Source organism: Latilactobacillus sakei subsp. sakei DSM 20017 = JCM 1157, assembly GCF_002370355.1.
GTDB classification, from domain to species: Bacteria; Bacillota; Bacilli; order Lactobacillales; family Lactobacillaceae; genus Latilactobacillus; species Latilactobacillus sakei.
Window position 1 is genome coordinate 782,925 of record NZ_AP017929.1, and the last position, 22,609, is coordinate 805,533.

Consider the following 22,609-nt stretch of genomic DNA (forward strand, 5'->3'; position numbering starts at 1 on the left):
TTTTATTTTGGTATTTAAAGGAGAACAAACATGGTTGAATCACTCGAAAAAAGCTGGTACGTATTACACACTTATTCAGGCTACGAAAACAAAGTTAAGGCGAACTTAGAATCTCGTGCCCAATCAATGGGAATGGAAAACAACGTCTTCCGCGTTGTTGTACCTGAAGAAGAAGAACATGAAATCAAAAACGGTAAGGATAAAGTTGATATGAAGAAAACTTTCCCTGGCTATGTTTTGGTTGAAATGGTGATGTCAGACGAAGCTTGGTTCGTTGTTCGGAATACACCTGGTGTAACTGGCTTTGTTGGTTCTCACGGTGCCGGTAGTAAACCAGCCCCATTATTGGACGATGAAATTAGCCAAATTTTACGTCAATTAGGCATGAGCACACGTCATTTGGATGTTGAATTCAAAGTGGGCGAATCTGTTAAAATCGTTGATGGTGCTTTCTCTGGTTTAGTTGGTCAAATTACAGAAGTTGACGACGAAAAGATGAAGTTAAAAGTTAATATCGATATGTTCGGCCGTGAAACGGCAACAGAATTAGACTACGATCAAGTAGACGAATTAGTTTAGAGTGCGCCATAAGCCGGGTATATCCTGAGGACTAACAGAGAGTGGCGAATGATTGCTGCAAGCAATCGTTTGGCATTCGGCGTTAGCCGCAAGGATATGGCTTATAGAACACGTTTAATTAAGAGTGCATTACCAGTGGTTAGCTTTTGAGCATTTGCCAACTTGGCGAATTGGCGATGCAATCGCCGGTTTGATAAGTGTAGCAAAGCACAGAAAGCTACTGGTAAAAGCACGTTTAAGTAATAATCGAGGGACCGTGACAAAAGTAATTTTTGTTGCGGTCCCTTATTTGATAGTCGAATATTAATAGTGGAAACGTGCTTTTTGAAACTGACTTCTGTGCTAATGCTCAAAGTCAAAGCGTTTCAAACGCACTTCTTATTTTAGACAGAATGATGTGATGAATATGTGGCAGATTATTAATCAGTTATTAGCAGTCATTGTTATTTTAGTTGTGGCAGCAGTGAGTTTAATTGGGCTCGATTATTATAAATTAGCTCACGTACAGCATCACTGGTGTCCACGACTAACGCATTATGAAACAGCACCGACGTTGTTTATCCACGGTTATCGGGGTAATCGGTATTCTATGGGGCATTTATTGATGCGTCTGCAAAAAACGGGGGTCGCCAAAAAAGCGTTAGTTATCAAAGTTGCTGCCGACGGGACCTTAACGTTTAAAGGCCCACAAGAATTGACGGCCAGTAATCCGACGATCCAAGTCCTATTTCAAAATAATCACGCTGATGTGCAGGATCAAGTTCGCTGGCTCAGCCAAATTGTGGCTATCTTGAAAAAAGATTACGACGTAACCACGATTAATTTGGTGGGACACTCGATGGGGGCCATCACAGTATTACGTTACTTATTAAAGCCGACTGCCGTGCCAGTTAAAGCAGTCGTATTACTAGCAGCACCGGTTAATGATCCGTCGATTGGGCCGGATACTGCAACGGTCTTTTGGAGCGAATTAACGCAACGGGGACCACGCAAAAAAACGGCCAATTATAATTATTTGGCCAAACGAGTAGCGCATTTTCCAACGGCAATTAGTATTTTGAATGTCGCTGGCGAATTGTTGGGCACTAGCCGTCACGACGGCTCAGTGGCCGTTGATAGCAGTTTTGCGCTGCGTAGTTTATTGCGGGGGCGAATCGACCGGTATCAAGAAATGCTCGTCAGAGGTGCCGGTGGGGCTCACAGCATGTTGCACGAAAATCGGTTAGTCGATCAGGCAATTAGTGATTTTTTGTGGCAAGACTAATTTTAAAAGAGCTTGCATTTTTCAGAATTGATTGGTATATTATGAGAGTATGTTTTCATACACTAGTGGGAGACCAAATATAATGGCCATCTTAACCACATCACGGACTTAAGGAGGTATGTTTCGTGGCTAAAAAAGTAGCAAACATCGTAAAACTTCAAATTCCTGCAGGTAAAGCAACTCCAGCACCACCAGTAGGTCCAGCTTTAGGTCAAGCTGGTATCAACATCATGGGCTTTACAAAGGATTTCAATGCACGTACAGCTGACCAAGCTGGTTTATTGATTCCTGTTGTCATTACTGTATACGAGGATCGGTCATTCGATTTCGTTACAAAGACACCACCAGCAGCAGTTCTTTTAAAGAAAGCTGCAGGTGTTCAAAAAGGTTCTGGCGAACCAAACACTAAGAAGGTTGCAACTGTAACTAAAGCTCAAGTGCAAGAAATCGCTGAAACTAAAATGCAAGACCTAAACGCTGCAGACGTTGAAGCTGCTATGCGCATGGTTGAAGGTACTGCAAGAAGCATGGGATTCACTGTCGAAGGTTAATTCATGCTTGACACTTTCAGTCGGATTTTCAATGAAAGTTGAAAAATCAAGTGGGAGGTCAAAAACCGTTCACCACAATTGCAAGGAGGAAAACCCTAATGGCTAAAAAAGGTAAAAATTATTTAGAAGCTGCAAAACAAGTGGATGCTGCTAAAGCATACACTGTTGAAGAAGCAATCGACTTAGTAAAGAAAGTTGATTTTGCAAAATTCGATGCATCTCTTGAAGTTGCATATCGTTTAAACGTTGATCCTAAACAAGCTGATCAACAAATTCGTGGTGCTGTCGTACTACCAAATGGTACAGGTAAGACACAACGCGTTATTGTTTTCGCTCAAGGCGAACAAGCAAAACAAGCTGAAGCTGCTGGTGCTGACGTAGTCGGTGCAGAAGATTTAGTTGAAAAGATCCAAGGCGGCTGGTTAGACTTTGACGTTGCCGTTGCTACACCACCAATGATGGCTCAAGTAGGTCGTTTAGGCCGTGTCTTGGGACCTAAAGGCTTAATGCCTAATCCTAAGACTGGTACAGTTACAATGGACGTTACTAAAGCAGTTAACGACATTAAAGCTGGTCAAGTAGCATACCGTGTTGATAAAGCTGGTATCGTTCACGCACCAATCGGTAAGGTATCATTCGATGCTGCTAAATTAGTAGAAAACTTTAAAGCTATGCAAGACGTGATCATCAAAGCTCGTCCTGCTTCAGCTAAAGGTCAATACATTACAAGTTTATCAGTTAGCTCAACATTTGGCCCTGGTGTCAAAGTTGATATTGCTAGCTTCTAAGTTGGTAATGCAAAAAGCGCTCATCCTTTCGGATGAACGCTTTTTTTGTGCCGTTGATTAGGCATTGATATCAATAATTTCAAATTTAGTCACATCGACTAAGCCTTTATCAGTAATTCGTAAGTTTGGAATCACATCGAGTGGCATTGCGCCGAGTTTCATAATCGGATCAAATTGGGCAGTGACGTTGAGTTGTTCATGACAAATGGTATTAAATGCTTTTTGATGGGCGATGAGTGAATCAATTGATTCAGTACTCATTAAACCACCAATTACAAATGGAAGGGTTGCGATTACCTGACTATTTTGAACGGCAACACCGCCACCTTGGCAAGCTTTGAGCGCATCGATGGCCATGACCATATCCGCGTCGTTAGTGCCGACAACGACTAAGTTATGGCTGTCATGGCCGATGCTGGTAGCAATCGCGCCATTTTGAAGGCCAAAGCCGCTTAAAAGGCCAACCCCGACATTGCCGGTTAAATGATGTCGTTCAATCACGGCAACTTTAACGATATCTTCGCTAGGATTGTAGTGAAAATCACCATCTGCATCGTGTGTAACAGGCAAGACAAGGTTTTGAGTGCGACTAATGCTTTGTAAGCCAATCACGTGGGCTTTGTCGCTGATGAGATTGAGATTTAATTGATCAGCTGAAAAATTGTCGAGATGAACGGTTTCTAGAAGATCATAAAAGCCGGCGACGGAATCATCAGTTGTTAATAAGTAAGCGCCGTTTGCAGCAATCTTTTGACCATCAATAAAGGTTTGGTTAACGCTGAAGTGTTCGAGGTCGTCGACCAATAAGAAATCAGCTTTGAGACCAGGCGCAATACCACCACGATCGCTGAGGCCGGTACATTGAGCTGTGTTGATGGTGGCCATCTGAATGGCGGTTAGCGGATCAATTCCGTTTTGAACGGCGACACGAATGCTTTCGTCCAAGTGGCCAGTTTCGCGAAGGGTAACAGATTGTAAATCGTCACCACAGAGGCAACAGAAGCGTGCGTTTTGAGGCGTAACGCCTTTTAAAAGCGTTGGCATATTCTTAGAAACTGTCCCGTAACGGAGGTAAACGTACATACCACGACTGATACGATCGAGCATTTCATCAACTTGTGTGCATTCGTGATCGTTGTGAACTCCTGCGGCTGCATAAGCATTGAGACCTTGACCGTGTAATGCGGGTGAATGGCCATCAATCATTTTATGTGCGTTAAGTGAAACTAATAATTCATCTAAAACGCCATCGTCGGCATTGACGACGCCGGGATAATTCATGAATTCGGCAAGGCCATAAGTTAGTCCTTGGTCGTAAGATTGTTTAATCTCATCTGCGGTAATGACAGCACCAGATGTTTCGAGGGTTGGATTTGCAGCAGGCACACAGGACGGCATCGTATACTTGATGTCGAGTGCTGTATTTTTGGCAGAAGCAACCATGTATTCAAGACCGCGCATACCGGCGACGTTGACGATTTCGTGGGGATCGGCGAGAATGGTGGTCGTCCCATGCGGTGTCACGAGTGAGCCGAAAACGGCGGGTGATACGTTAGCTGATTCGATGTGAATATGAGGATCAATCAAACCGGGTACGACGTATTGACCGTGTGCGTCAATAACATTGTCGGCTGTATAAGCTGCGTCAATTCCCAGAAAACGGCCATCGGCGATAGCGAGAGTGCCTTCGATGATCCGGGCGTTATAGACATCGACAATTTTAGCATTTTTGATGATTGTGTCGGCTGGTTTGCGACCGGCAGCTTGATCGATGAGTTGCTTTAAAGTTGATTTATCCATATTAAAAACTCCTTTTTATTTACCGGGTAATTCGTGCATTGTAAAGAGTAAGACTAAGAATAAGAGGGCAGCAACGTACATAATCGGATGCACTTTTTTACCCTTACCAGCCGCAATCATTGTGATGGGGTATGAGATTAAACCAAAAGCCAAGCCGTATGAGATATTGTAGGTTAATGGGACACAAAGGATGATCATAAAAGCAGGGAATGCTGTTTCAAATTCAGACCAATCAATGTTGGCGATTGATTTAATCATGAAGGAGCCAACGATAATTAAAATGGGAGCAGTTACTTCAGATGTTACAACTGCTAATAAAGGTGAAAAGAATAAACTAAGAGCGAACATGATGGCGACAACGACTGCGGTAAAACCGGTACGGCCACCAACGGCGATCCCGGTTGAAGATTCAATATAACAAGCAGTTGGCGTTGAGCCAAAGACGGAACCGGCAATCATTGAGGTTGAATCTGCGAAGAGGGCTTTACCGACTTCTTTAGGCATTTTGTTATCTTTGATGAAGCCGGCTTGTTGGGCTAAACCGATCACGGTCCCAGTTGTGTCGAAGAACACGCTGAAGAAAAAGACGAGAACAACGACCGCCATTTGAACTGAGAAAACATCCTTAAGATGAATGAGAGACACACCGAAAGTTGGTGCGAGGCTAGGAATTGAAGAAACAACACCGGTTGGCATTGCGATTAAACCGGTAACGACACCCATGATGGCAGTAGCGGCTAACCCAATGAAGAGGGCGCCAGGAATTTTACGAGCGAGTAAAGCGACTGTTAAGATCAGACCGAAGACGGTTAACCAAACATGCGGATTAGACCAGTTAGTGATGGTAACGAAAGATTTGGCGCTGGCAACCACTAGACCGCCTTGTTTTAAACCGGTAAAAGCGATGAATAACCCAATACCAACAGCCATCGCAGATTTGAGATTGGCGGGAATGGCATTAATCACCACTTCACGAACTTTTAAAACAGTGACAAGCATGAAGAGTAAGGAAGCAACAAAAACACCGGCTAAAGCTGTCTGCCAAGGAATGCCCATGCCTAAAACAACAGAGTAGGCGAAAAAGGCGTTACTACCAAGTCCGGGGGCAACTGCGATTGGGTAGTTGGCAATGAGGGCCATTGCTAAACAACCGACGATACCGGTAAGTGCTGTGGCGACAAAGACGGCGCCTTTATCTAAACCAGCATCTCCTAAAATTGTAGGGTTTACGAATAGGATGTATGACATCGCGATGAAAGTTGTAATCCCGGCGATGATTTCAGTCTTAAGGGTTGAACCACTTTCCTTAATTTTGAATTGACGTTCTACCCAATTCGTTCGTGTTTCTGATATAGAATCAACTCTCTTGTCCATAATGCACCTCTTAATTTATTTGAAATAAGAACTATTGCCTTATTGTACACCAAAAGGTCTTATTTTTTAAGACTAAATACGAAAAATCATAAAAATAATACAATTAAAGTTCGTTTATTAATACAAAAGCGAATTATTTAGGTACAAAAATAAGCATTTAAGGTGTAAAACCTTAAATGCTTATCGATTAAATTTAAACGAGTGCTTGAACTTGTTTGGCAATCGCTAATTCTTCATTAGTAGGAATCATCAAGACCTTGATAGCTGAATCGTCGGTACTAATTTGACGCGCACCATGGCCTTGTTCATTCCGTTCTGGATCAATCTTAACGCCTAAAACGGCTAAGCGGTCGCAGACATCAGCGCGCATTTTAGCATCATTTTCACCAATTCCGGCTGTGAAAGTAATGACATTGGCACCGCCAAGTTCAACGTAGTAGCTACCGATAAATTTAGCAGCAGAAGTGATGAACATATCATAAGCTAATTCGGCACGAGGATTAGTCGCCAATGATGATTGGATATCACGCATATCAGCAGAAATACCTGAAACGCCGAGAATTCCTGATTCTGTATTTAAGAGCGTGATGATTTCGTCGGCACTCTTATTTAATTCATTCATTAAGAAGGGAACAATAGCAGCATCTAACGAACCAGCACGAGTGCCCATTGGAAGACCTTCAAGTGGGGTGAAGCCCATTGATGTATCGACTGGTTTGCCATTTTGGCTAGCTGTGATTGAAGAACCACCACCAAGATGTAGGGTGATCAATTTTAAATCTGCGACTGGTTGGTTTAAAAAGTCAGCTGTTTCTTGTAAGATATAGCCGTGACTAATACCGTGTTCGCCGTATTTACGGATTTGGTATTTTTGGCTATCTTCATAAGGAAGTCCATAAAAACTGGTTGCATCTGGCATATCTAGATAGAATTGACTATCGAAGACAGCGACTTCGGGCACTGAATTTGGTAAGATATGCGTTAAGGTTTCAATGCAATCCACTTGAACAGGATTGTGTAATGGTGCGTATTTATCGAGTGCCTTGAGGGTTGCCAAATTATCAGCGGTGATTAACGTTGATTTTTCAAACGTTGTTGCGCCGGCAACCACTCGGTGACCAACTGCGACAATGTCGCTAGGCGAGTCGATAATGGCATTGTCTTGTAATTGTTTCAATAAACGAATAACGCCATCTTCATAGGTTAGATTAGCGATTGCGACCTGTTCTTTTTGGCCGTTAAATTTAAAAGTAAAGCGCGCTTCGGGGGTATTCATCCGTTCCATCAAACCGCTAGCCACTAAGCTTAAATCGGTTTGTTGAAATAGTTGCCACTTTAGGGATGAACTACCAGCATTGATAACTAAAATATTGTTCAAAAAGAAACACCTCTACTATCTTAATTTTCTTGAATAACTATATTTTATACGCTATTTTCAGAAAAATAAAATAAGCATAAGGTAATGCTGCTATAATAAATATTTATAGTTAAATTAGCATTGACGGCATGCTTTTTACATGCTATATTTGTAGTTGGTTATTTATGCTACCGAAGACTCAGGTGCCAATAGGCTTAATATCCTGCCGAGGAAGATACGTTGAAATCCCTCTCTATGTCTTGGTGGACATGGAGTTTTTTATTTTATAAGAGACTCTTGACCACAAGTTTTACAAATCTAATGGAGGTGAATCAATTGAGCGAAACAATCATTGCAAAAAAAGCACAAATTGTTGACACAGTTGTTGAAAAATTTAATAACGCTGTTTCTATCGTAGTTATGGATTACCGTGGCTTAACAGTAGAACAAGTTACTGAATTACGTAAACAATTACGTGAAGCTGGCGTACAAATGGAAGTTGTTAAAAACACTTACTTGCGTCGTGCAGCAGACAAAGCTGGTTACGAAGGTTTAGATGAAACATTCTCTGGCCCTACTGCAGTTGCATTTTCTAACGAAGATGTTGTTGCACCAGCTAAGATCATCGCTAACTTTGCTAAGAGTGCTGATGCACTTGAAATCAAAGGTGGTATGATCGAAGGTAAAGTGGCAACACTTGATGAAATCAACGCCTTGGCTACATTACCAAGTCGCGACGGTTTATTATCAATGTTACTTTCTGTATTACAAGCACCAGTCCGCAATGTCGCATATGCTGTTAAAGCAGTTGCCGACAGTAAAGACGAACCAGCTGCATAATTTAAAATTGTGTAGTTAAAAGTGTTATCAAAAAAATATTACCCATAAAATGGAGGAAACAAAAATGGCATTAGACGTAAATGCAATTGTTGATCAATTAAAAGAATCATCAATCTTAGAATTAAACGACTTAGTTAAAGCAATCGAAGAAGAATTCGGTGTTTCTGCAGCAGCTCCAGTAGCAGCAGCAGGTGCAGCTGGCGCAGACGCAGCAGCTGAAAAAGACAGCTTTACTGTTGAATTATCAGAAATCGGCCAAGAAAAGGTTAAAGTTATCAAAGCCGTTCGTGAAATCACAGGCTTAGGCTTGAAAGATGCTAAGGGCTTAGTTGATAACGCTCCTTCAGCTCTTAAAGAAGACGTTTCTAAAGACGAAGCAGAAGAAATGAAAGCTAAATTAGAAGAAGTTGGCGCTGTCGTTAACTTGAAATAATTTCCTTTATTTCTAAAAGAACTCCACATTTGTGGGGTTCTTTTTTTATAGCTTATTTCATCGGCCATTCGTTTACCATAAGCCCCGTTGATGGCAATCACACCGTGTTAAGCACCGCTTCGACGCCGTAGCTGCCACTGCCTTGTAATAAGACGGCGGTGTAGGTGTCTAACTTGGCTTGGGCGAGTGCAACCAATTGTTGACGGATATCTTCGGTGATGGCGAGGTAGTCTTGATCCCAGGTGCTAAGGTCGACTTGCATAGCTTCTTTGACAGCGGCTGATGTGCTGAGGGGGCCAGGGGTTAAAAGTAAATACGGTTGGTTCATGATTAGGCGTGCTCCTTTTGTGGTGTTTGGTATTTTGCAAGAATGGCCGGTAGTTCGCTGAGATTATGAATGACATAGTCAGCGCCAGCTTCCTTAAGGGTTTTAGTAATTTCTGCAAATTTAGCAAGCCGTATTTTTTGAGGGAGATCAATGAGTTCCGCTTTGTTTAATCCGAGGAGGCTACTACTTTCGATAAGGCCAACGGTTAAGACGCCGGCATTTTTGCCTTCTTGCATATCAATAACGGTGTCACCGACTTTAACGACTGTTTGCGGGTCGGTGATATTGAACGCAGTCATGATGTGGTTAATCATATCGGGTGCTGGCCGACCAGCAGCGACGTCTTCTTTTGAAACCATCAGTTCGGGATGATAACCAAGTAGTCCTGCTTGCTTAGCGGCGATTGCGAGCATTGCTTTGGTGTAGCCGGTCGTTGTCGCGATGTGGATATGATGTGCTTTTAAATAAGTTTGGACTTGAAGAACTGCAGGGGTCAGTGTTGTTTCTGTACTCAAGCGATTGAGCAAGAATTGTTCAAAATAGTTAAAGAGTTGCAATTGATCGGCATCGGTTATCCCGCGTTTGTATTTTGCAAACCAAGCACGTTGTACCTCTGGCATTTTAGCGAGTTTGGCAATGTGTTCATGTTTTTCGATGCCCATATCCTGTCTAATTCTGTCGGTATCGATTTGGATGCCGGCAGCGTTAAACGCACTTTGAAATGCTAATACTGGATCTAAACTGCCAAAATCGATTATAGTCCCTGCCCAATCAAAAATGACGCATTGAATATCCGTCATGTGAAAAAGCCTCCTTATGTCGTTGCAATATTGAAGTACAAATTCAGTATAGGGAAACTTTGTAAATCTCCAGCTCGTTTTCAGTAAACGTTCTGTAATGGAATTGAAAACATTGGGTTCTCTCAATTTGGTAATTGTCAATGACACTGATTAACATGAGGAGAGTGGCCAAATAAAAAACGCCCAAGACAAATTGTCTTGGACGTATGGCGGTTAAGTTAGTACTTGAACGCACTCAGATTGTAACGTGCTTTTCAAAGGTAACCTTCTGTGCCTAGCAACCACAAGCCAAATAATTACTTTCAGCAATTATCCGTCTTGTTAAGCTAGTGCTCGAAGGTTGACCACCTTTGAACGCACTTAGATTTATAACGTGCTTTTCAATGCATGTTCCTGTGCTTAGCACCGCTAGTCAAACAACCGATTGCATCGGTCATTCGCCTATCTATGCTAATGCTCAGAACATAACCGCATTGAACGCACTCAGATTGTAACGTGCTTTTCAATGTACATGCTTGCGTTTAGCACCGTCTATCAAATAAGTGACAGGGTCACTTATTTGATAGACTAAGCTAATCCTCAGCATGTGTCTACTTTGAACGCACTTCGTTTTAATAATTAATTTTATAGGTTAGTTCTACGAATTGGCCTAGTTGGCGGGTTTTACTTAATTCTAATGGCATGTCCGTTAAGTGGGTGCTGATGAGGGAAATACCGTCGCCTAGTAAAACGGGAGCGATAGTGATGATTAGTTCATCCACTAGTTGTGCTTTTAAGAGCATTGTGAACGTTTCAGCGCCACCAACTAACCAAATATTGCCACCATCTTGTGCTTTTAATTGGCGGACGAATTCTGGCACATTACCGGTGACCACATTGGTGCGGTCGGCGGTATCGTGGAGTGTTTTAGAAAAAACATAACTTTGTTTTTCCTGATAAGGATAGGTCCCAGCCAGTTTGATACATTGTTCATAAGTTTTACGGCCCATAATAATGGTATCGACACCTTGGTAAAAGCTTTGAATAGCGGCATCGGATTCTGATGAATTAAGTGCGGATAGCCAAGCGGTACTGCCATCTTTTTCAGCAATAAAGCCGTCTAAACTTTGCGCGAGATATAAAATCACTTTGCGGTGTTCTGGTTCTGTCATGGTCAACACATCCTTTTAGTTTGGTTACCTACAGTATACCAAATTAAAGCGCTTTAATCTGGTTTGAACCGTTGGTAATTTAGCGTGATTTAGCTTATTATGATAAGAATAGATGTTGTTAAGGGAGCGTAATCATGACAGAAAATGACTTTTCACCAGAGATTCAAAGTTTAGTTGCACAAGTACAGGCTAATTATCCACAACCGATTAAGATTCGGGTTGCACAAGAAGCTTCTGGGATGTTAAAACACGACCAGGCACAACGCGTGATGAATGACGATGGCAGTTTGGCAATCTTATTAACAGATGCGACAGCTGTGGATTATTCACTATCACACGAATTGCTCCATTTATTATTGTTATCGACCGGTTTTCCACAAGTGTTGGAAGATGTGACGACTGAAAATGCCCAGTTAGATGAACAATTAATGGCCACTGGGATGACATTGTACAACGCGGCAGTGCATACGATTATTCAACAAGAACAAGTGGCCCATGGTTTTGTCGATACCGAAACCAAACAAGCCTATCTAGAAGGTTTCCGCGATAATATGACACCTGAAAAAGATGATCCAGAAAATCAATGGGTGATTTACCGCGTCTTAACGCTATTGGATGCACTTGTCTTTTTCGATGGCGGTAATCAACAGTTGGATAACCAGTGGACAACTGATTATCCAGTGGCTTATCCACAAGCCCAAATTTTATACCAAGTTTTACAACGGAAAACAATCGATTCACCGTTCACATTACGCCGAGCTGTGATTAACTTGTGGGTTGCATTTGACCGCGTGTTAGAGACGCTTGGTTTTGCGGCCACTAACTTACAACAATTATTGACGCTAACACCGGTTTTGAGCGAACGCCAATTGCGTTTAGATGTGCGCCAAGTTTATGATATTCTTCATTCAGACCACTTGTTAGCTAATAAAACGCAACAAATGGCCTATGTTGGCATTGGTAAGAGTGATCAACAAAATGCGTTTGTCTTGAGTGTTTCTGATAAAGAAGCAACACCCGAATATTTCCAACGCTTATATGATTTATCAGTCCGTGATTTCTTAAATGAAATTGAAATGCCTTATTCACTACGTTAATTGAGGAGAATGAAGATGTTAGAAGAACAATATCAAAAAATTGATGCGCTTGATCAACAACTTGCTGCCCTATTTGAACAACGGATGGCAGTGGTTGATGAAATTGCCCAAATCAAATTTGACAATCAAATCGGTTTGACCAACATTCAACGCGAAAAAGCGGTAATGGACCAACGATTGGCTGCGGTTGAAGAACCGAAGTTTGAACCGTACATTGTTGATTTATATCAAACGATGATTTTAATCGCTAAGCAGTATCAAGTTAAAAAAATGAAGGCTCTTAAAGAACAAGCAGAAGCCTAATGCCAAAATGACGTTTAGGGGAACCTGACGTCATTTTTTAGTGGGTAAGTATGCTAGAATATAGGTAATTATAAAAAGACGAGGATGTTAACCAGTGACTAAACGACGCTATAATTTAGCCGTGATTCGTTACCGCGGTACATTACTATTATTAAACCGACTTAAAAAGCCCTATGCTGGCCTTTGGAATGGGATTGGCGGCAAGAACGAGGGTGACGAAACTGCCGAAATGGGTATGCGACGCGAGATTTTTGAAGAGACGGGTCTCAATCAGAATCAATATACCTTGTATAATACGGGGTGGTTGGACTGGCATATTGACGGTGAGTTTATCGCCGGGATTGATGTCTTTTTGGCGGAGATTAAGGAATCGGTGCAGTTACCGCTCTATCCGGTTGGCACGCGCGAAGGCATCTTACAACTATTCGATGAGCAATGGGTTTTATCTGAAGAGAACTACGGTATTGTTGCCGATTTGAAAGTGATTTTACCAGAAGTGCTCGCCAAAAATGTTAAACGTTACTACACCGATTTTCACGGGGAACAATTAATTGCCTATGAAGCATTTCCGATTGAGGAGGGGAATTAAATGATGACGAAAGAACAAACTTTGATGGTGCTCCAAGTATTGAAACGTAAATTACAAGGCCTCAGAATCTTTAGGGTCATTGAAGAGTTATTTTCACTCTATATTATTATTAAAGTCTTTACGGCCGACAGCCAAGTGAACTTATTGGGCGTTAACTTTACAGAAGGCCGAGCGATTGAATTGATGGTCCTTTTATTAGTGATTGAATTTTGCTTAACGCGAATTCAAACTAACTATAAGCAGGTCGGTCAACAGTTAATCGAGACTTTAAAAGATTTGACGGAACAAGAAAAACAACTTGTACAACAATTTAAACGCTATTAGGTGGTGGTTAAATGATCACGATCGGTTTAACGACTTGGAGTGAGCACCAGTCCCTAATGCCGGAGAAAAAGCAGTTGACGTTGAACGATTACGCGCAATTCTTACCAATTGTCGAGGTCGATAGTTTTTATTATGCGCTACAAGCACCAACCGTTAGCGCTAAGTGGCTGCAGCAAGTGCCGCACCAATTTCAATTTATCGTCAAAGCTCATAAGGCGATGACCAAACAGGAAGATTACACGGACTTCACTAGTACGGAAAAGGAATTGTTTGTTCGTTACAAACAATCGATTCAACCGCTCTTAGATGCGGGGCAATTAACGGCGGTCCTATTTCAGTTCCCGCCGTTTTTTCAATTGAATCAGGAAAATGTGCAGTATTTGAGACGCATTCGCACGTGGTTGCCCGATGTGCCGATTGCGGTCGAGTTCCGTAATGGCACTTGGTACGATGAAGCTTACAAGAAGAATATGTTTGCTTTTTTAAAACAGTTAAACATGACACATGTAATTGCTGACGAAGCGCAGACGCCCACCAATAGTGTCCCGTTTGAACCGGTTGTGACGAATCCAGATTTTGCGATGCTCCGGTTGCATGGACGCAATATGGCCGGTTGGCAGAATCCTGGCGCAATGTGGCGCAAACAACGGACCCTTTATCGCTATAACGCAGATGAATTGCAGCAGTTTGCCGCAACGGTTCAACAGCTAACCAAGCAGGCTAAGAAAATCGCTATTATCTTCAATAATAATTCCGGTGGGGATGCCGCTGATAACGCCTTATCCTTACAACAAATATTAGGGATTACGTTTGAAAATTTAGCACCTAAAGGCCCGGAACAAACGTCGTTATTTTAGTGCTTTAAAAGCAGAACACTTTTTGTCGCGGGCTTGATTTTATGCTATACTTTGAGTACTTATATGGATTATTAAAAAAGGTCGAGAATAACTTTTTATTCTCGTTTTTTTAATTAAGGAGCGAATCAAATGGCAGACAAGAAACCAACTTTTTACGTAACAACCCCCATCTATTATCCTTCTGGTAAATTAACAATCGGGAACTCATACACGACCATCGCAGCGGACGTGATTGCACGTTACAAACGCTTGATGGGTTTTGATGTCTTCTTCTTAACAGGGACTGACGAACATGGTTTGAAACTCGAACAAAAAGCAGCTGAAAAAAATCTAGCCCCACAAGCTTACGTGGACGGGATGGCTGAAGAAATTCAAGCATTATGGAAGACGCTTGAAATTTCAAACGATAAATTTATCCGCACAACAGACGATTACCATGTGAAAGCCGTTCAAAAGATTTTTGATCGGTTAGTTGAACAAGGTGATATCTATCTTGGCCAATACGAAGGTTGGTATTCTGTTTCTGATGAAGAATACTTCACGGAATCACAATTAACGGAAGTCTATAAAGACGAAAACGGTAAGGTCATCGGTGGTAAGGCCCCTTCAGGTCACGAAGTCCAACGCGTTGCCGAAGAAACTTATAAGTTCAAGATGAGCAAGTATGCCGATCGTTTATTAGCATACTATGAAGAACACGCTGATTTTATCGAACCATCATCACGTAAAAACGAAATGATCAACAACTTCATCAAACCTGGTTTGGAAGACTTATCAGTTTCACGGATCTCATTTGATTGGGGAATTCATGTCACAGGTAATCCCAAACACGTTGTTTACGTTTGGTTAGATGCTTTATCAAACTACATCACAGCCCTTGGTTATGGTTCAGATGACGATCAATTATTCAACAAATACTGGCCAGCTGATGTTCACTTGGTGGGTAAAGAAATCGTGCGTTTCCATGCGATTTACTGGCCAATCTTCTTGATGGCCCTTGATTTGCCATTACCAAAACAAATCTTTGGTCACGGTTGGTTATTGATGAAAGACGGTAAGATGTCTAAATCTAAGGGGAACGTTGTTTACCCTGAAATGTTAGTTGAACGTTACGGCTTAGATGCGCTTCGTTATTACTTAATGCGTGCCATTCCATTTGGTAACGATGGCGTCTTCACACCAGAAGATTTCGTCAGCCGGATCAATTACGACCTAGCCAATGATTTAGGGAACCTCTTAAACCGGACAGTCGCAATGATCAACAAATACGATGATGGTCACGTGCCAAGTTATCAAGCTGACGTCACAGCTTTTGATGCTGACTTACAAGCAACGGCAACGCAAACAATTGCCCAATATTCAACTTTAATGGATCAATTGAAATTCTCAGATGCGCTTGATACAATCTGGCAATTAATCAGTCGTGCTAATAAATATATCGACGAAACAGAACCATGGGTTTTAGCCAAAGATGACAGTCGCAAGGCTGAACTTGATAGCGTCTTAGCACACTTAGCAGAAAGCTTACGGATTGTGGCGCTCTTATTACAACCAGTCATGACACATGCCCCACGTGAAATGTTCGCGCAATTAGGCCTTGATTTTGATCAAGAAGCACAACGCGAAATGGTTTACGGTAACTTCCCAGAAGCTGTTAAAGTAATCGCTAAAGGCACACCAATCTTCCCTCGTCTTGATTTAGACGAAGAAGTGGCTTATATCAAGGAACAAATGATGGCTGCTCAAAAAGCTGGTTTGGTGAACGAAAAAGTGAAAGCTAAACAAGCTGCTGCAGAAGAAGTCGCAGACTTTGATCCTAAGGCCACTGAATTAGTCAGTGAAAAAGATGCGATTAAATTTGAAGATTTCGATCAATCAGAAATTCGGGTTGCTGAAATCAAAGCTGTTTCTAAGGTGGAAGGCGCTGATAAACTCTTGAAATTCCGACTAGATGCCGGTGATCAAGGTGATCGCCAAATCATCTCAGGGATTGCAGAATTCTACCCAGATTTTGAAAAATTAGTCGGCAAGAAAGTCTTAGCCGTTACTAACTTAAAACCACGTAAATTACGTGGCGAATTAAGCCAAGGCATGTTGCTTTCAGCAGAACACGGTTCAGATGTTGAATTGGTAGTTGTGCCTAGCAACTTAGTGAATGGTTCACAAATTGGTTAATTTAAAATAACAGAAACGTCAAAAGGGCTAAAAGACATTTACACGCTGTAGGTCTTTTAGCCCTTTGTTATGGAAAAGAGTGCGTCGTAACCCTGGTTATATCCTGAGGATTAACACAGAGGGACGAATAATCGCATGGCGATTGTTTGGCGCTCAGGGTTAACCGGAAGGATATGGGTTACAGAGCACGTTTAGAGTGCGTTTGAAACGGTTTGATTTTGAGCATTAGCATAGCTCGGCGAATAACTGCTGTAAGCAGTTGTTTGACGAGTGACGCTAAGCGCAGAAGTCAGTTTCAAAAAGCACGTTTAAAATAAGAGTGCGTCATTAACGGGTTGCTTTTGAGTACTTGCTTAATCAGGTGAATTACCGACAGAGTCGGTGATTTGACTGATTTGGCAAGGCGCAGAAAGCAGTTTCAAAAAGCACGTTTAAATCAAGAGTGCGTTTCAGGCGGTTATATTGTGGTAGATTAGCCTAGTCGCGTGAATAAACGACGCAGTCGATTGTTTGCGAGACGTAGCTAACCGCAACAATATGCCTGAAAAAGCACGTTTTGGCTGTAAAAATTAGCATCCTAAAAGGAGATTAAAATGCAGATATTTGATTCACATACGCATTTAAACGATACGCCATATGCTGGTCAAGAAGCCGACTTTATCCAACAGGCCGCTGACCTGGGGGTTACGGAGATGGCAATTGTGGGTTCTGATACGGTCTTAAATGACGGTGCGCTACGTTTAGCACAACAATACAAAGCGTTATCGGCTATTATTGGCTGGCATCCAGAATCAGCAAAGGATTATACGAAGGTCCAAGAAGCACAATTAATTGAACAATTACAATTACCAGAAGTAGTTGCGCTAGGCGAAATCGGCTTGGACTATCACTGGGACACGTCACCAAGAGACGTGCAACGAACTGTTTTTGAACGCCAAATTGAAATCGCCAAGTCCCTCCATATGCCAATTTCAGTGCATACGCGGGATGCTTTGGAAGATACCTACAAGATTTTAAAAGAAACAGATGTCCGTGATTGTGGTGGCATTATCCACAGTTTTAACGGCGATTCTGAATGGCTGAAACGGTTTATGGATCTTGGTATGCAAATCTCATTTAGTGGGGTAGTTAGTTTCAAGAATGCCCATGAGGTACATGAAGCAGCCAAACTATGCCCGTTAGATGTGATGTTAGTCGAAACAGATGCACCTTATTTAACACCCACGCCTTATCGTGGTAAGCAAAATCAACCAGGCTATACGCGCTATGTGGTTGAAGCAATTGCCAAGTTGAGAGAGGTCGCACCAGAAGAAATTGCGGCAGCGACGTATGCAAATGCGCACCGTATTTTTAAGTTAGGAGCAATATGAAAAAAACGATTCAAGAAGTCATCGTTGTTGAAGGCCGCGATGATACCAAACGATTAAGAGAAGTATTCCCGGATGTCGATACAATTGAAACCCGCGGTTCCGCAATTAATGATGAAATTGTTGAAAAAATTGCGTTAGCCCAAGAAAAACGCGGCGTGATTGTCTTCACCGATCCCGATTTTCATGGTGAAAAAATCCGTAAGATTATTTCACAAAATGTGCCGGGTGTTGAACATGCCTTTTTACCCCGTTCAGAAGCTAAACCAGAAAAAATGGGTGGTAGCTTAGGGATTGAACATGCTAAACCCGCGGCGATTAAACAAGCACTCGAAAATCTATTGACGCAAGATGAAGATGCAGTCGAACAAATTAGTCAGTCTGATTTATTGGTGGCCGGCTTGATTGCTGGTCCGTCTGCCAAGGCCCGTCGTGAACGTTTAGGGGAAGTCTTGCATATTGGTTACACAAATAGTAAACAACTGTATAAGCGCCTTAAAATGTTCCAGGTGAGCCAAGCCGAATTTGGCGCAGCACTAAGACAAATTAACGAAGAATTAGGAGACTAACATGGAAGACATTGCAAACCCAGAGCGTACGAGAAAAATCCTTAAACGGTACGGTTTTAAATTTAAAAAGAGTTTAGGTCAAAACTTCTTAACCAACATTACGATTTTAAAACAAATCGTTGAAGCGGGTGAGATTACTAAAGATGATGATGTTATCGAAATTGGCCCCGGGATTGGTTCTTTAACGGAGCAAATTGCTAGAAAAGCCCATCAAGTTTTGAGTTTTGAAATTGATGATCGCTTAATTCCAGTTTTAAAGGATACGTTAAATCATTATCATAATGTGACGGTTTTAAACCAAGATATCTTGGAAGCTGACTTGCCAACCTTGATTGCCAAGCATTTTGATGGCCAACACAACCTTAAAATTGTCGCTAACTTACCTTATTACATCACAACACCAATCATGTTACATTTATTGGAAGCCGGTTTACCAATCGATCGCATGGTCTTGATGATGCAAAAAGAAGTCGCAGAACGAATCGATGCTGCCCCTGGTTCAAAAGCTTATGGTTCATTGAGTATCGCTGTTCAATTGCACTCTGAAGTTAAATTAGCCTTCATTGTTCCTAAGACAGCCTTTGTGCCCCAACCCAACGTCGATTCAGCGATTGTTGAATTTGTGGGACGTCAAGAACCCTTGGTCACTGTTCAAAACCAACAATTATTTGATCAATTAGTTCGCGGTGCTTTTGCGCAACGTCGTAAAACACTCTGGAATAATTTACAAAACCAATTTGGAAAACAAGAAGAAGTCAAAGCTGGTTTAGTCGCTGCATTGGATCAAGCTGACATTGCCCCAAGTACCCGTGCGGAACAGTTGAGTATTCAACAATTCGCACAATTGAGTGATTGCTTGAACGAACAACCAGTTTTTGCTAAAAAAAGGGGATAAGTAATTGCCAAATCTAGATGACAATGGTATAATTGCAATTTTTCAGTTTATATGCTATACTATTGCTCGAAGAGGTGAAGCATATGCCAACCACACTTGCCAATATTAAGAACGGTCTCGATGGGCATATCGGAGACAAGTTAATGGTTGTCGCTCAAGCTGGGCGCAAGAAAGTAACAAAGCGAAAAGGAATCTTAAGAGAAACCTTTCCTGCCGTTTTTGTAGTTGATTTGGATCAAGATGAAAATGCGTTCGAACGTGTTTCATATAGCTATGCTGATTTGTTAACTAAATCGATTGCGATTGAATTTGATGAAGAACCAATTGTACTTTAGTTTTTAGAATAAGAATACGAGCAGGGACTGAGACATGGATGATTGTCTGAGGCCCTTTTTTGTTGTTGACATTTGGCGCGTATCACGATATTGTATATGGCATATACTAATTTATGAACAGCCGTTACTTGTCGATTGTCAATAGTGTCAATAGTCAATTATGCGGATTTATGTTACAGTTAAATAAAGTGAACAAGGGTGGGAATAATTGTGGAAGATAGTCAATTATTGGATGAGTATGTTGAGATTTATATGTCTGCCATTAAGTATGTTGAAGACCTCGTGTCGCAACCAACTAAGGCTTACAAGCTATCTTTCGAACAATTTCTGATTATGAAGGAGATTGCGGAAGATAGCTCGGTTAGTTTAATTGATATTGCTAAGAAGCGTGGTGTAACACGAGGGGTGATTTCACGTCAAATTCGGGTCCTTTTGAAGTTGGACTATATTTCGCAATCAACTGACCCAAGTGATCGCAGACGGTTAATTTTAAATCTGACACCAAGTGGTCAACAAACAGTGAGTGAGTTATTACCGAAGGTTCAGGAACGTTTTTCATCGTGGATGATGGCCTTTGGCAAAGAAAATGCCAAACAGATGTTATTTTTAATGAATGAGTTCAGACAAAAAGTCATGGCGGAAGAAAATTAAAAGAGTGGGTCAAGTTGAGAGGCTTGACCTTTTTTATGTGAAGGCTCTGTGGTACAGCACTCTTGAATTGAAACGTGCCGTACTAAGCAACTTCTTCCAGTTAGTATTGTCAGCCAAACAATCGACTTTGTCGCTTATTCGTCTGATTTCACTAAGCTTCAGAAGTATCCCCGCTTAGTACAGCACTCTTGGTTTTTAGTTCATAAATGAGTATAATGAAACAATTGAATGTTGGTGGATGGTGAGACGATATGCAATTGATTGAAAAGGCACCTGCGAAGATTAATTTAAGTTTAGATGCACTTTATCAGCATACTGATGGGGAATTCGAATGGCAGATGATAATGACGTCAATCGATCTGGCGGATTATGTCCAAATCACATTGCAAGACTCACCTCAAATTGAGGTTAGAACCTCTAAGGGATATTTACCGGAGGACAAACGGAACTTAGCGTATCAGGCGGCGCAATTATTACGGCATCGTTTTGATATTAAAACGGGTGCGATTATTGAAATCGATAAACATATTCCCGTGGCAGCCGGGTTAGGTGGTGGCAGTTCGGATGCCGCTGCAGTTTTACGCGGTTTAAATCAACTGTGGCACTTAGGCCTCACCAAAGCGGAGCTCGCGCATATCGGTTTATCAATTGATTCAGACGTGCCATATTGTGTTTATAGTGAGACCGCACTAGTAACGGGTAAAGGCGATCAAATCCAACCGTTGGGGGATTTACCTAACTTTTGGATGGTCGTTGTTAAACCTGAAGTAAGTGTCTCAACACCGCGCATCTTACACGCCTTGAATTGCGATCAGATTACTGATCGGCCCCAAACCGATCGACTCTTAGCGGGGATCCAGCAACAAGATGCACAGCAAATGACAGCCGCAATGGCTAATGTCTTAACGCCGATTACCAATCAACGCTATCCGCAAATTGATTATTTAATGCAACGCTTAACCGCATTTGGTGCGGAAAAAGCGCAGATGAGCGGTAGTGGTCCAACTGTTTTTGGCATTTGTCGCCAGTACTCACGCGCGCAACGCATTTATAACAGTATGTCCGGATTTTGTCGTGAAGTTTATCTAGTACAACCATTAAAAAAATAAAAATCATTAAAGACAATTCGTCCCCCTATAGCTAGTGGTGGGCGATTTTTTTAATACTATTGGTGGTAAGCGGTTAAAAAGACAAATGATAAAAAAACGAACAATAATGAACTTTTCTAAAAAAAGACTAGGATTTAGCGAATAAAATCTATATAATTGGAAAGCGGATAGTTTTATCGGAAGAAATTATTATTTTAAAGGGAGTAAGTATAATGAAAGTTAGAAGAAGTGATCGCTTAATTGATATGACCCGGTACTTGTTGGAAAGACCACATACATTAATTCCATTGACGTTCTTTTCAAATCGTTACGAATCAGCTAAATCATCTATCAGTGAAGATTTATCAATCGTCAAACGGACCTTTTTCAATCGCGGGACGGGGATTTTAGAAACAGTTCCCGGCGCTGCTGGTGGTGTTCGTTACATGCCAATGATTAAACAAGCTGAAGCAGAAGGATTTATCGCTGAAATGGCCGAACGTCTTTCTGAAAACGATCGTCTGTTGCCAGGGGGCTATGTCTATTTATCAGATTTATTAGGTCGTCCAGAAGTTCTTCGCCAAGTTGGTCGGTTAATTGCTAACCAATACGTTGGCAAAGAAGTGACAGCGGTGATGACAGTGGCTACAAAAGGGATTCCAATCGCCCAAAGCGTTGCGATGTTCTTAAACGTCCCATTTGTTATCGTGCGTCGGGACTCTAAGATTACTGAAGGCTCAACGGTTAGCGTGAACTACGTTTCTGGTTCATCAGCACGAATCGAAAAGATGGAACTTTCAAAACGAAGTTTACCAGAAAACTCAAAAGTCCTAATTGTCGATGACTTCATGAAAGGCGGCGGCACAGTCAACGGGATGAAGAGCTTAATTGAAGAATTCGATTCTGAAATGGTTGGCATTTCCGTATTTGCTGAATCTGTCTTTGAAGGTAATCGCATGGTTGAAGATTACACATCAATTTTGAAGGTTGATAAAGTGGATATTGAAAACAAGGCGCTCAGTGTTAGCGCTGGTAACTATTTAACGAAGAATGCAGAACAACTTTCTTAAACTAAAAAGAGTATGAAACGGCTA

25 protein-coding genes and 1 other annotated feature are annotated in these 22,609 nt (G+C 41.7%); of the genes, 19 read left to right on the plus strand and 6 right to left on the minus strand.

Features of this window, described 5'->3' with window-relative positions; genetic code table 11:
• Positions 1-30: 30 nt before the first annotated feature.
• From nusG to rplA, 4 genes are all read left to right on the plus strand, one after another.
• Positions 31-579 (plus strand): transcription termination/antitermination protein NusG, encoded by a 549-nt coding sequence (gene nusG, locus LEUCM_RS03905; RefSeq protein ID WP_011375364.1) that lies wholly within the window; start codon positions 31-33, stop codon positions 577-579.
• 406 nt (positions 580-985) lie between these two features.
• Positions 986-1,843 carry an alpha/beta fold hydrolase gene (locus tag LEUCM_RS03910; protein ID WP_016265664.1) on the plus strand — a complete coding sequence of 286 codons (858 nt, stop codon included), beginning with the start codon at positions 986-988 and terminating at the stop codon, positions 1,841-1,843.
• Positions 1,844-1,968: 125 nt separating this feature from the next.
• On the plus strand, positions 1,969-2,394 hold the full coding sequence (gene rplK / locus LEUCM_RS03915; RefSeq protein WP_004270859.1) for a 50S ribosomal protein L11: 426 nt from the start codon (positions 1,969-1,971) through the stop codon (positions 2,392-2,394).
• A 98-nt stretch (positions 2,395-2,492) separates the two neighbouring features.
• Positions 2,493-3,182, plus strand: a complete 690-nt coding sequence (rplA, locus tag LEUCM_RS03920) for a 50S ribosomal protein L1 (RefSeq protein ID WP_016265663.1) — start codon at positions 2,493-2,495, stop codon at positions 3,180-3,182.
• A 57-nt stretch (positions 3,183-3,239) separates the two neighbouring features.
• On the opposite strand, the gene ade is transcribed toward rplA, so the two are convergent.
• From ade to LEUCM_RS03935, 3 genes are all read right to left on the minus strand, one after another.
• On the minus strand, positions 3,240-4,982 hold the full coding sequence (gene ade / locus LEUCM_RS03925; protein WP_035145685.1) for an adenine deaminase: 1,743 nt from the start codon (positions 4,980-4,982) through the stop codon (positions 3,240-3,242).
• Positions 4,983-4,997: 15 nt separating this feature from the next.
• Entirely contained in the window at positions 4,998-6,356 is a 1,359-nt protein-coding gene (locus tag LEUCM_RS03930) for an NCS2 family permease (RefSeq protein WP_016265661.1), read from the minus strand.
• 193 nt (positions 6,357-6,549) lie between these two features.
• On the minus strand, positions 6,550-7,734 hold the full coding sequence (locus LEUCM_RS03935; protein WP_016265660.1) for an acetate/propionate family kinase: 1,185 nt from the start codon (positions 7,732-7,734) through the stop codon (positions 6,550-6,552).
• Between the two features lie 152 nt (positions 7,735-7,886).
• Positions 7,887-8,004 (plus strand) — a sequence feature (ribosomal protein L10 leader region).
• 45 nt (positions 8,005-8,049) lie between these two features.
• Between LEUCM_RS03935 and rplJ the strand changes: the two genes are divergently transcribed.
• Both rplJ and rplL read left to right on the plus strand, forming a co-directional pair.
• Complete coding sequence (gene rplJ, locus LEUCM_RS03940) at positions 8,050-8,553, plus strand: 50S ribosomal protein L10 (protein WP_016265659.1); 504 nt, start codon at positions 8,050-8,052, stop codon at positions 8,551-8,553.
• Positions 8,554-8,617: 64 nt separating this feature from the next.
• A complete protein-coding gene (gene rplL / locus LEUCM_RS03945) occupies positions 8,618-8,986 on the plus strand; it encodes a 50S ribosomal protein L7/L12 (RefSeq protein WP_011375358.1) in 369 nt (122 codons plus the stop codon).
• A gap of 97 nt (positions 8,987-9,083) precedes the next feature.
• Here the strand turns inward: rplL and LEUCM_RS03950 are convergent, their stop codons facing one another.
• From LEUCM_RS03950 to LEUCM_RS03960, 3 genes are all read right to left on the minus strand, one after another.
• Positions 9,084-9,314, minus strand: coding sequence for a hypothetical protein (locus LEUCM_RS03950; protein ID WP_025015966.1), 231 nt, complete (start codon positions 9,312-9,314; stop codon positions 9,084-9,086).
• A 2-nt stretch (positions 9,315-9,316) separates the two neighbouring features.
• Positions 9,317-10,114: a phosphonoacetaldehyde hydrolase gene (phnX, locus tag LEUCM_RS03955; protein ID WP_025015965.1), complete on the minus strand. Its 798-nt coding sequence runs from the start codon at positions 10,112-10,114 to the stop codon at positions 9,317-9,319.
• Between the two features lie 611 nt (positions 10,115-10,725).
• Positions 10,726-11,265 (minus strand): dihydrofolate reductase family protein, encoded by a 540-nt coding sequence (locus tag LEUCM_RS03960; protein ID WP_011375356.1) that lies wholly within the window; start codon positions 11,263-11,265, stop codon positions 10,726-10,728.
• Between the two features lie 134 nt (positions 11,266-11,399).
• Here LEUCM_RS03960 and LEUCM_RS03965 point away from each other — a divergent pair, with 134 nt between their 5' ends.
• The 13 genes from LEUCM_RS03965 to purR all read left to right on the plus strand — a co-directional run bounded on the left by LEUCM_RS03965 (position 11,400) and on the right by purR (position 22,585).
• Entirely contained in the window at positions 11,400-12,362 is a 963-nt protein-coding gene (locus LEUCM_RS03965; RefSeq protein ID WP_016265651.1) for a hypothetical protein, read from the plus strand.
• 15 nt (positions 12,363-12,377) lie between these two features.
• Positions 12,378-12,665 carry a chorismate mutase gene (locus LEUCM_RS03970; RefSeq protein ID WP_016265650.1) on the plus strand — a complete coding sequence of 96 codons (288 nt, stop codon included), beginning with the start codon at positions 12,378-12,380 and terminating at the stop codon, positions 12,663-12,665.
• Between the two features lie 94 nt (positions 12,666-12,759).
• A complete protein-coding gene (locus LEUCM_RS03975; RefSeq protein WP_011375353.1) occupies positions 12,760-13,254 on the plus strand; it encodes an NUDIX hydrolase in 495 nt (164 codons plus the stop codon).
• The gene (locus LEUCM_RS03980; protein WP_016265648.1) at positions 13,255-13,578 is read left to right on the plus strand and encodes a hypothetical protein; all 324 of its coding nucleotides are present in this window, start codon (positions 13,255-13,257) and stop codon (positions 13,576-13,578) included.
• Positions 13,579-13,589: 11 nt separating this feature from the next.
• On the plus strand, positions 13,590-14,435 hold the full coding sequence (locus LEUCM_RS03985) for a DUF72 domain-containing protein (protein WP_025015964.1): 846 nt from the start codon (positions 13,590-13,592) through the stop codon (positions 14,433-14,435).
• A gap of 129 nt (positions 14,436-14,564) precedes the next feature.
• Positions 14,565-16,610, plus strand: a complete 2,046-nt coding sequence (gene metG / locus LEUCM_RS03990; RefSeq protein WP_025015963.1) for a methionine--tRNA ligase — start codon at positions 14,565-14,567, stop codon at positions 16,608-16,610.
• A 593-nt stretch (positions 16,611-17,203) separates the two neighbouring features.
• The gene (locus LEUCM_RS03995; protein ID WP_025015962.1) at positions 17,204-17,980 is read left to right on the plus strand and encodes a TatD family hydrolase; all 777 of its coding nucleotides are present in this window, start codon (positions 17,204-17,206) and stop codon (positions 17,978-17,980) included.
• Positions 17,977-18,546: a ribonuclease M5 gene (gene rnmV / locus LEUCM_RS04000; protein WP_025015961.1), complete on the plus strand. Its 570-nt coding sequence runs from the start codon at positions 17,977-17,979 to the stop codon at positions 18,544-18,546. Before LEUCM_RS03995 ends, rnmV begins: the two co-directional genes overlap by 4 nt.
• 1 nt (position 18,547) lies before the next feature.
• Entirely contained in the window at positions 18,548-19,441 is an 894-nt protein-coding gene (gene rsmA, locus LEUCM_RS04005; RefSeq protein ID WP_016265644.1) for a 16S rRNA (adenine(1518)-N(6)/adenine(1519)-N(6))-dimethyltransferase RsmA, read from the plus strand.
• An 83-nt stretch (positions 19,442-19,524) separates the two neighbouring features.
• Positions 19,525-19,776 carry a Veg family protein gene (locus LEUCM_RS04010; protein ID WP_011375346.1) on the plus strand — a complete coding sequence of 84 codons (252 nt, stop codon included), beginning with the start codon at positions 19,525-19,527 and terminating at the stop codon, positions 19,774-19,776.
• A gap of 210 nt (positions 19,777-19,986) precedes the next feature.
• Positions 19,987-20,427, plus strand: a complete 441-nt coding sequence (locus LEUCM_RS04015) for a MarR family winged helix-turn-helix transcriptional regulator (protein ID WP_082267688.1) — start codon at positions 19,987-19,989, stop codon at positions 20,425-20,427.
• A 251-nt stretch (positions 20,428-20,678) separates the two neighbouring features.
• Complete coding sequence (gene ispE, locus LEUCM_RS04020; RefSeq protein WP_016265643.1) at positions 20,679-21,536, plus strand: 4-(cytidine 5'-diphospho)-2-C-methyl-D-erythritol kinase; 858 nt, start codon at positions 20,679-20,681, stop codon at positions 21,534-21,536.
• A 212-nt stretch (positions 21,537-21,748) separates the two neighbouring features.
• A complete protein-coding gene (gene purR / locus LEUCM_RS04025; RefSeq protein WP_025015959.1) occupies positions 21,749-22,585 on the plus strand; it encodes a pur operon repressor in 837 nt (278 codons plus the stop codon).
• The last annotated feature ends 24 nt before the right edge of the window (positions 22,586-22,609 follow it).

Coding starts and splice junctions, on each gene's coding strand:
- nusG (WP_011375364.1), top strand. CDS start 31: ATGGTTGAATCACTCGAAAAAAGCTGGTACGTATTACACACTTATTCA.
- LEUCM_RS03910 (WP_016265664.1), top strand. CDS start 986: ATGTGGCAGATTATTAATCAGTTATTAGCAGTCATTGTTATTTTAGTT.
- rplA (WP_016265663.1), top strand. CDS start 2,493: ATGGCTAAAAAAGGTAAAAATTATTTAGAAGCTGCAAAACAAGTGGAT.
- ade (WP_035145685.1), bottom strand. CDS start 4,982: ATGGATAAATCAACTTTAAAGCAACTCATCGATCAAGCTGCCGGTCGC.
- LEUCM_RS03930 (WP_016265661.1), bottom strand. CDS start 6,356: ATGGACAAGAGAGTTGATTCTATATCAGAAACACGAACGAATTGGGTA.
- rplL (WP_011375358.1), top strand. CDS start 8,618: ATGGCATTAGACGTAAATGCAATTGTTGATCAATTAAAAGAATCATCA.
- LEUCM_RS03950 (WP_025015966.1), bottom strand. CDS start 9,314: ATGAACCAACCGTATTTACTTTTAACCCCTGGCCCCCTCAGCACATCA.
- phnX (WP_025015965.1), bottom strand. CDS start 10,114: ATGACGGATATTCAATGCGTCATTTTTGATTGGGCAGGGACTATAATC.
- LEUCM_RS03960 (WP_011375356.1), bottom strand. CDS start 11,265: ATGACAGAACCAGAACACCGCAAAGTGATTTTATATCTCGCGCAAAGT.
- LEUCM_RS03965 (WP_016265651.1), top strand. CDS start 11,400: ATGACAGAAAATGACTTTTCACCAGAGATTCAAAGTTTAGTTGCACAA.
- LEUCM_RS03970 (WP_016265650.1), top strand. CDS start 12,378: ATGTTAGAAGAACAATATCAAAAAATTGATGCGCTTGATCAACAACTT.
- LEUCM_RS03980 (WP_016265648.1), top strand. CDS start 13,255: ATGATGACGAAAGAACAAACTTTGATGGTGCTCCAAGTATTGAAACGT.
- LEUCM_RS03985 (WP_025015964.1), top strand. CDS start 13,590: ATGATCACGATCGGTTTAACGACTTGGAGTGAGCACCAGTCCCTAATG.
- metG (WP_025015963.1), top strand. CDS start 14,565: ATGGCAGACAAGAAACCAACTTTTTACGTAACAACCCCCATCTATTAT.
- LEUCM_RS03995 (WP_025015962.1), top strand. CDS start 17,204: ATGCAGATATTTGATTCACATACGCATTTAAACGATACGCCATATGCT.
- rnmV (WP_025015961.1), top strand. CDS start 17,977: ATGAAAAAAACGATTCAAGAAGTCATCGTTGTTGAAGGCCGCGATGAT.
- rsmA (WP_016265644.1), top strand. CDS start 18,548: ATGGAAGACATTGCAAACCCAGAGCGTACGAGAAAAATCCTTAAACGG.
- LEUCM_RS04010 (WP_011375346.1), top strand. CDS start 19,525: ATGCCAACCACACTTGCCAATATTAAGAACGGTCTCGATGGGCATATC.
- ispE (WP_016265643.1), top strand. CDS start 20,679: ATGCAATTGATTGAAAAGGCACCTGCGAAGATTAATTTAAGTTTAGAT.
- purR (WP_025015959.1), top strand. CDS start 21,749: ATGAAAGTTAGAAGAAGTGATCGCTTAATTGATATGACCCGGTACTTG.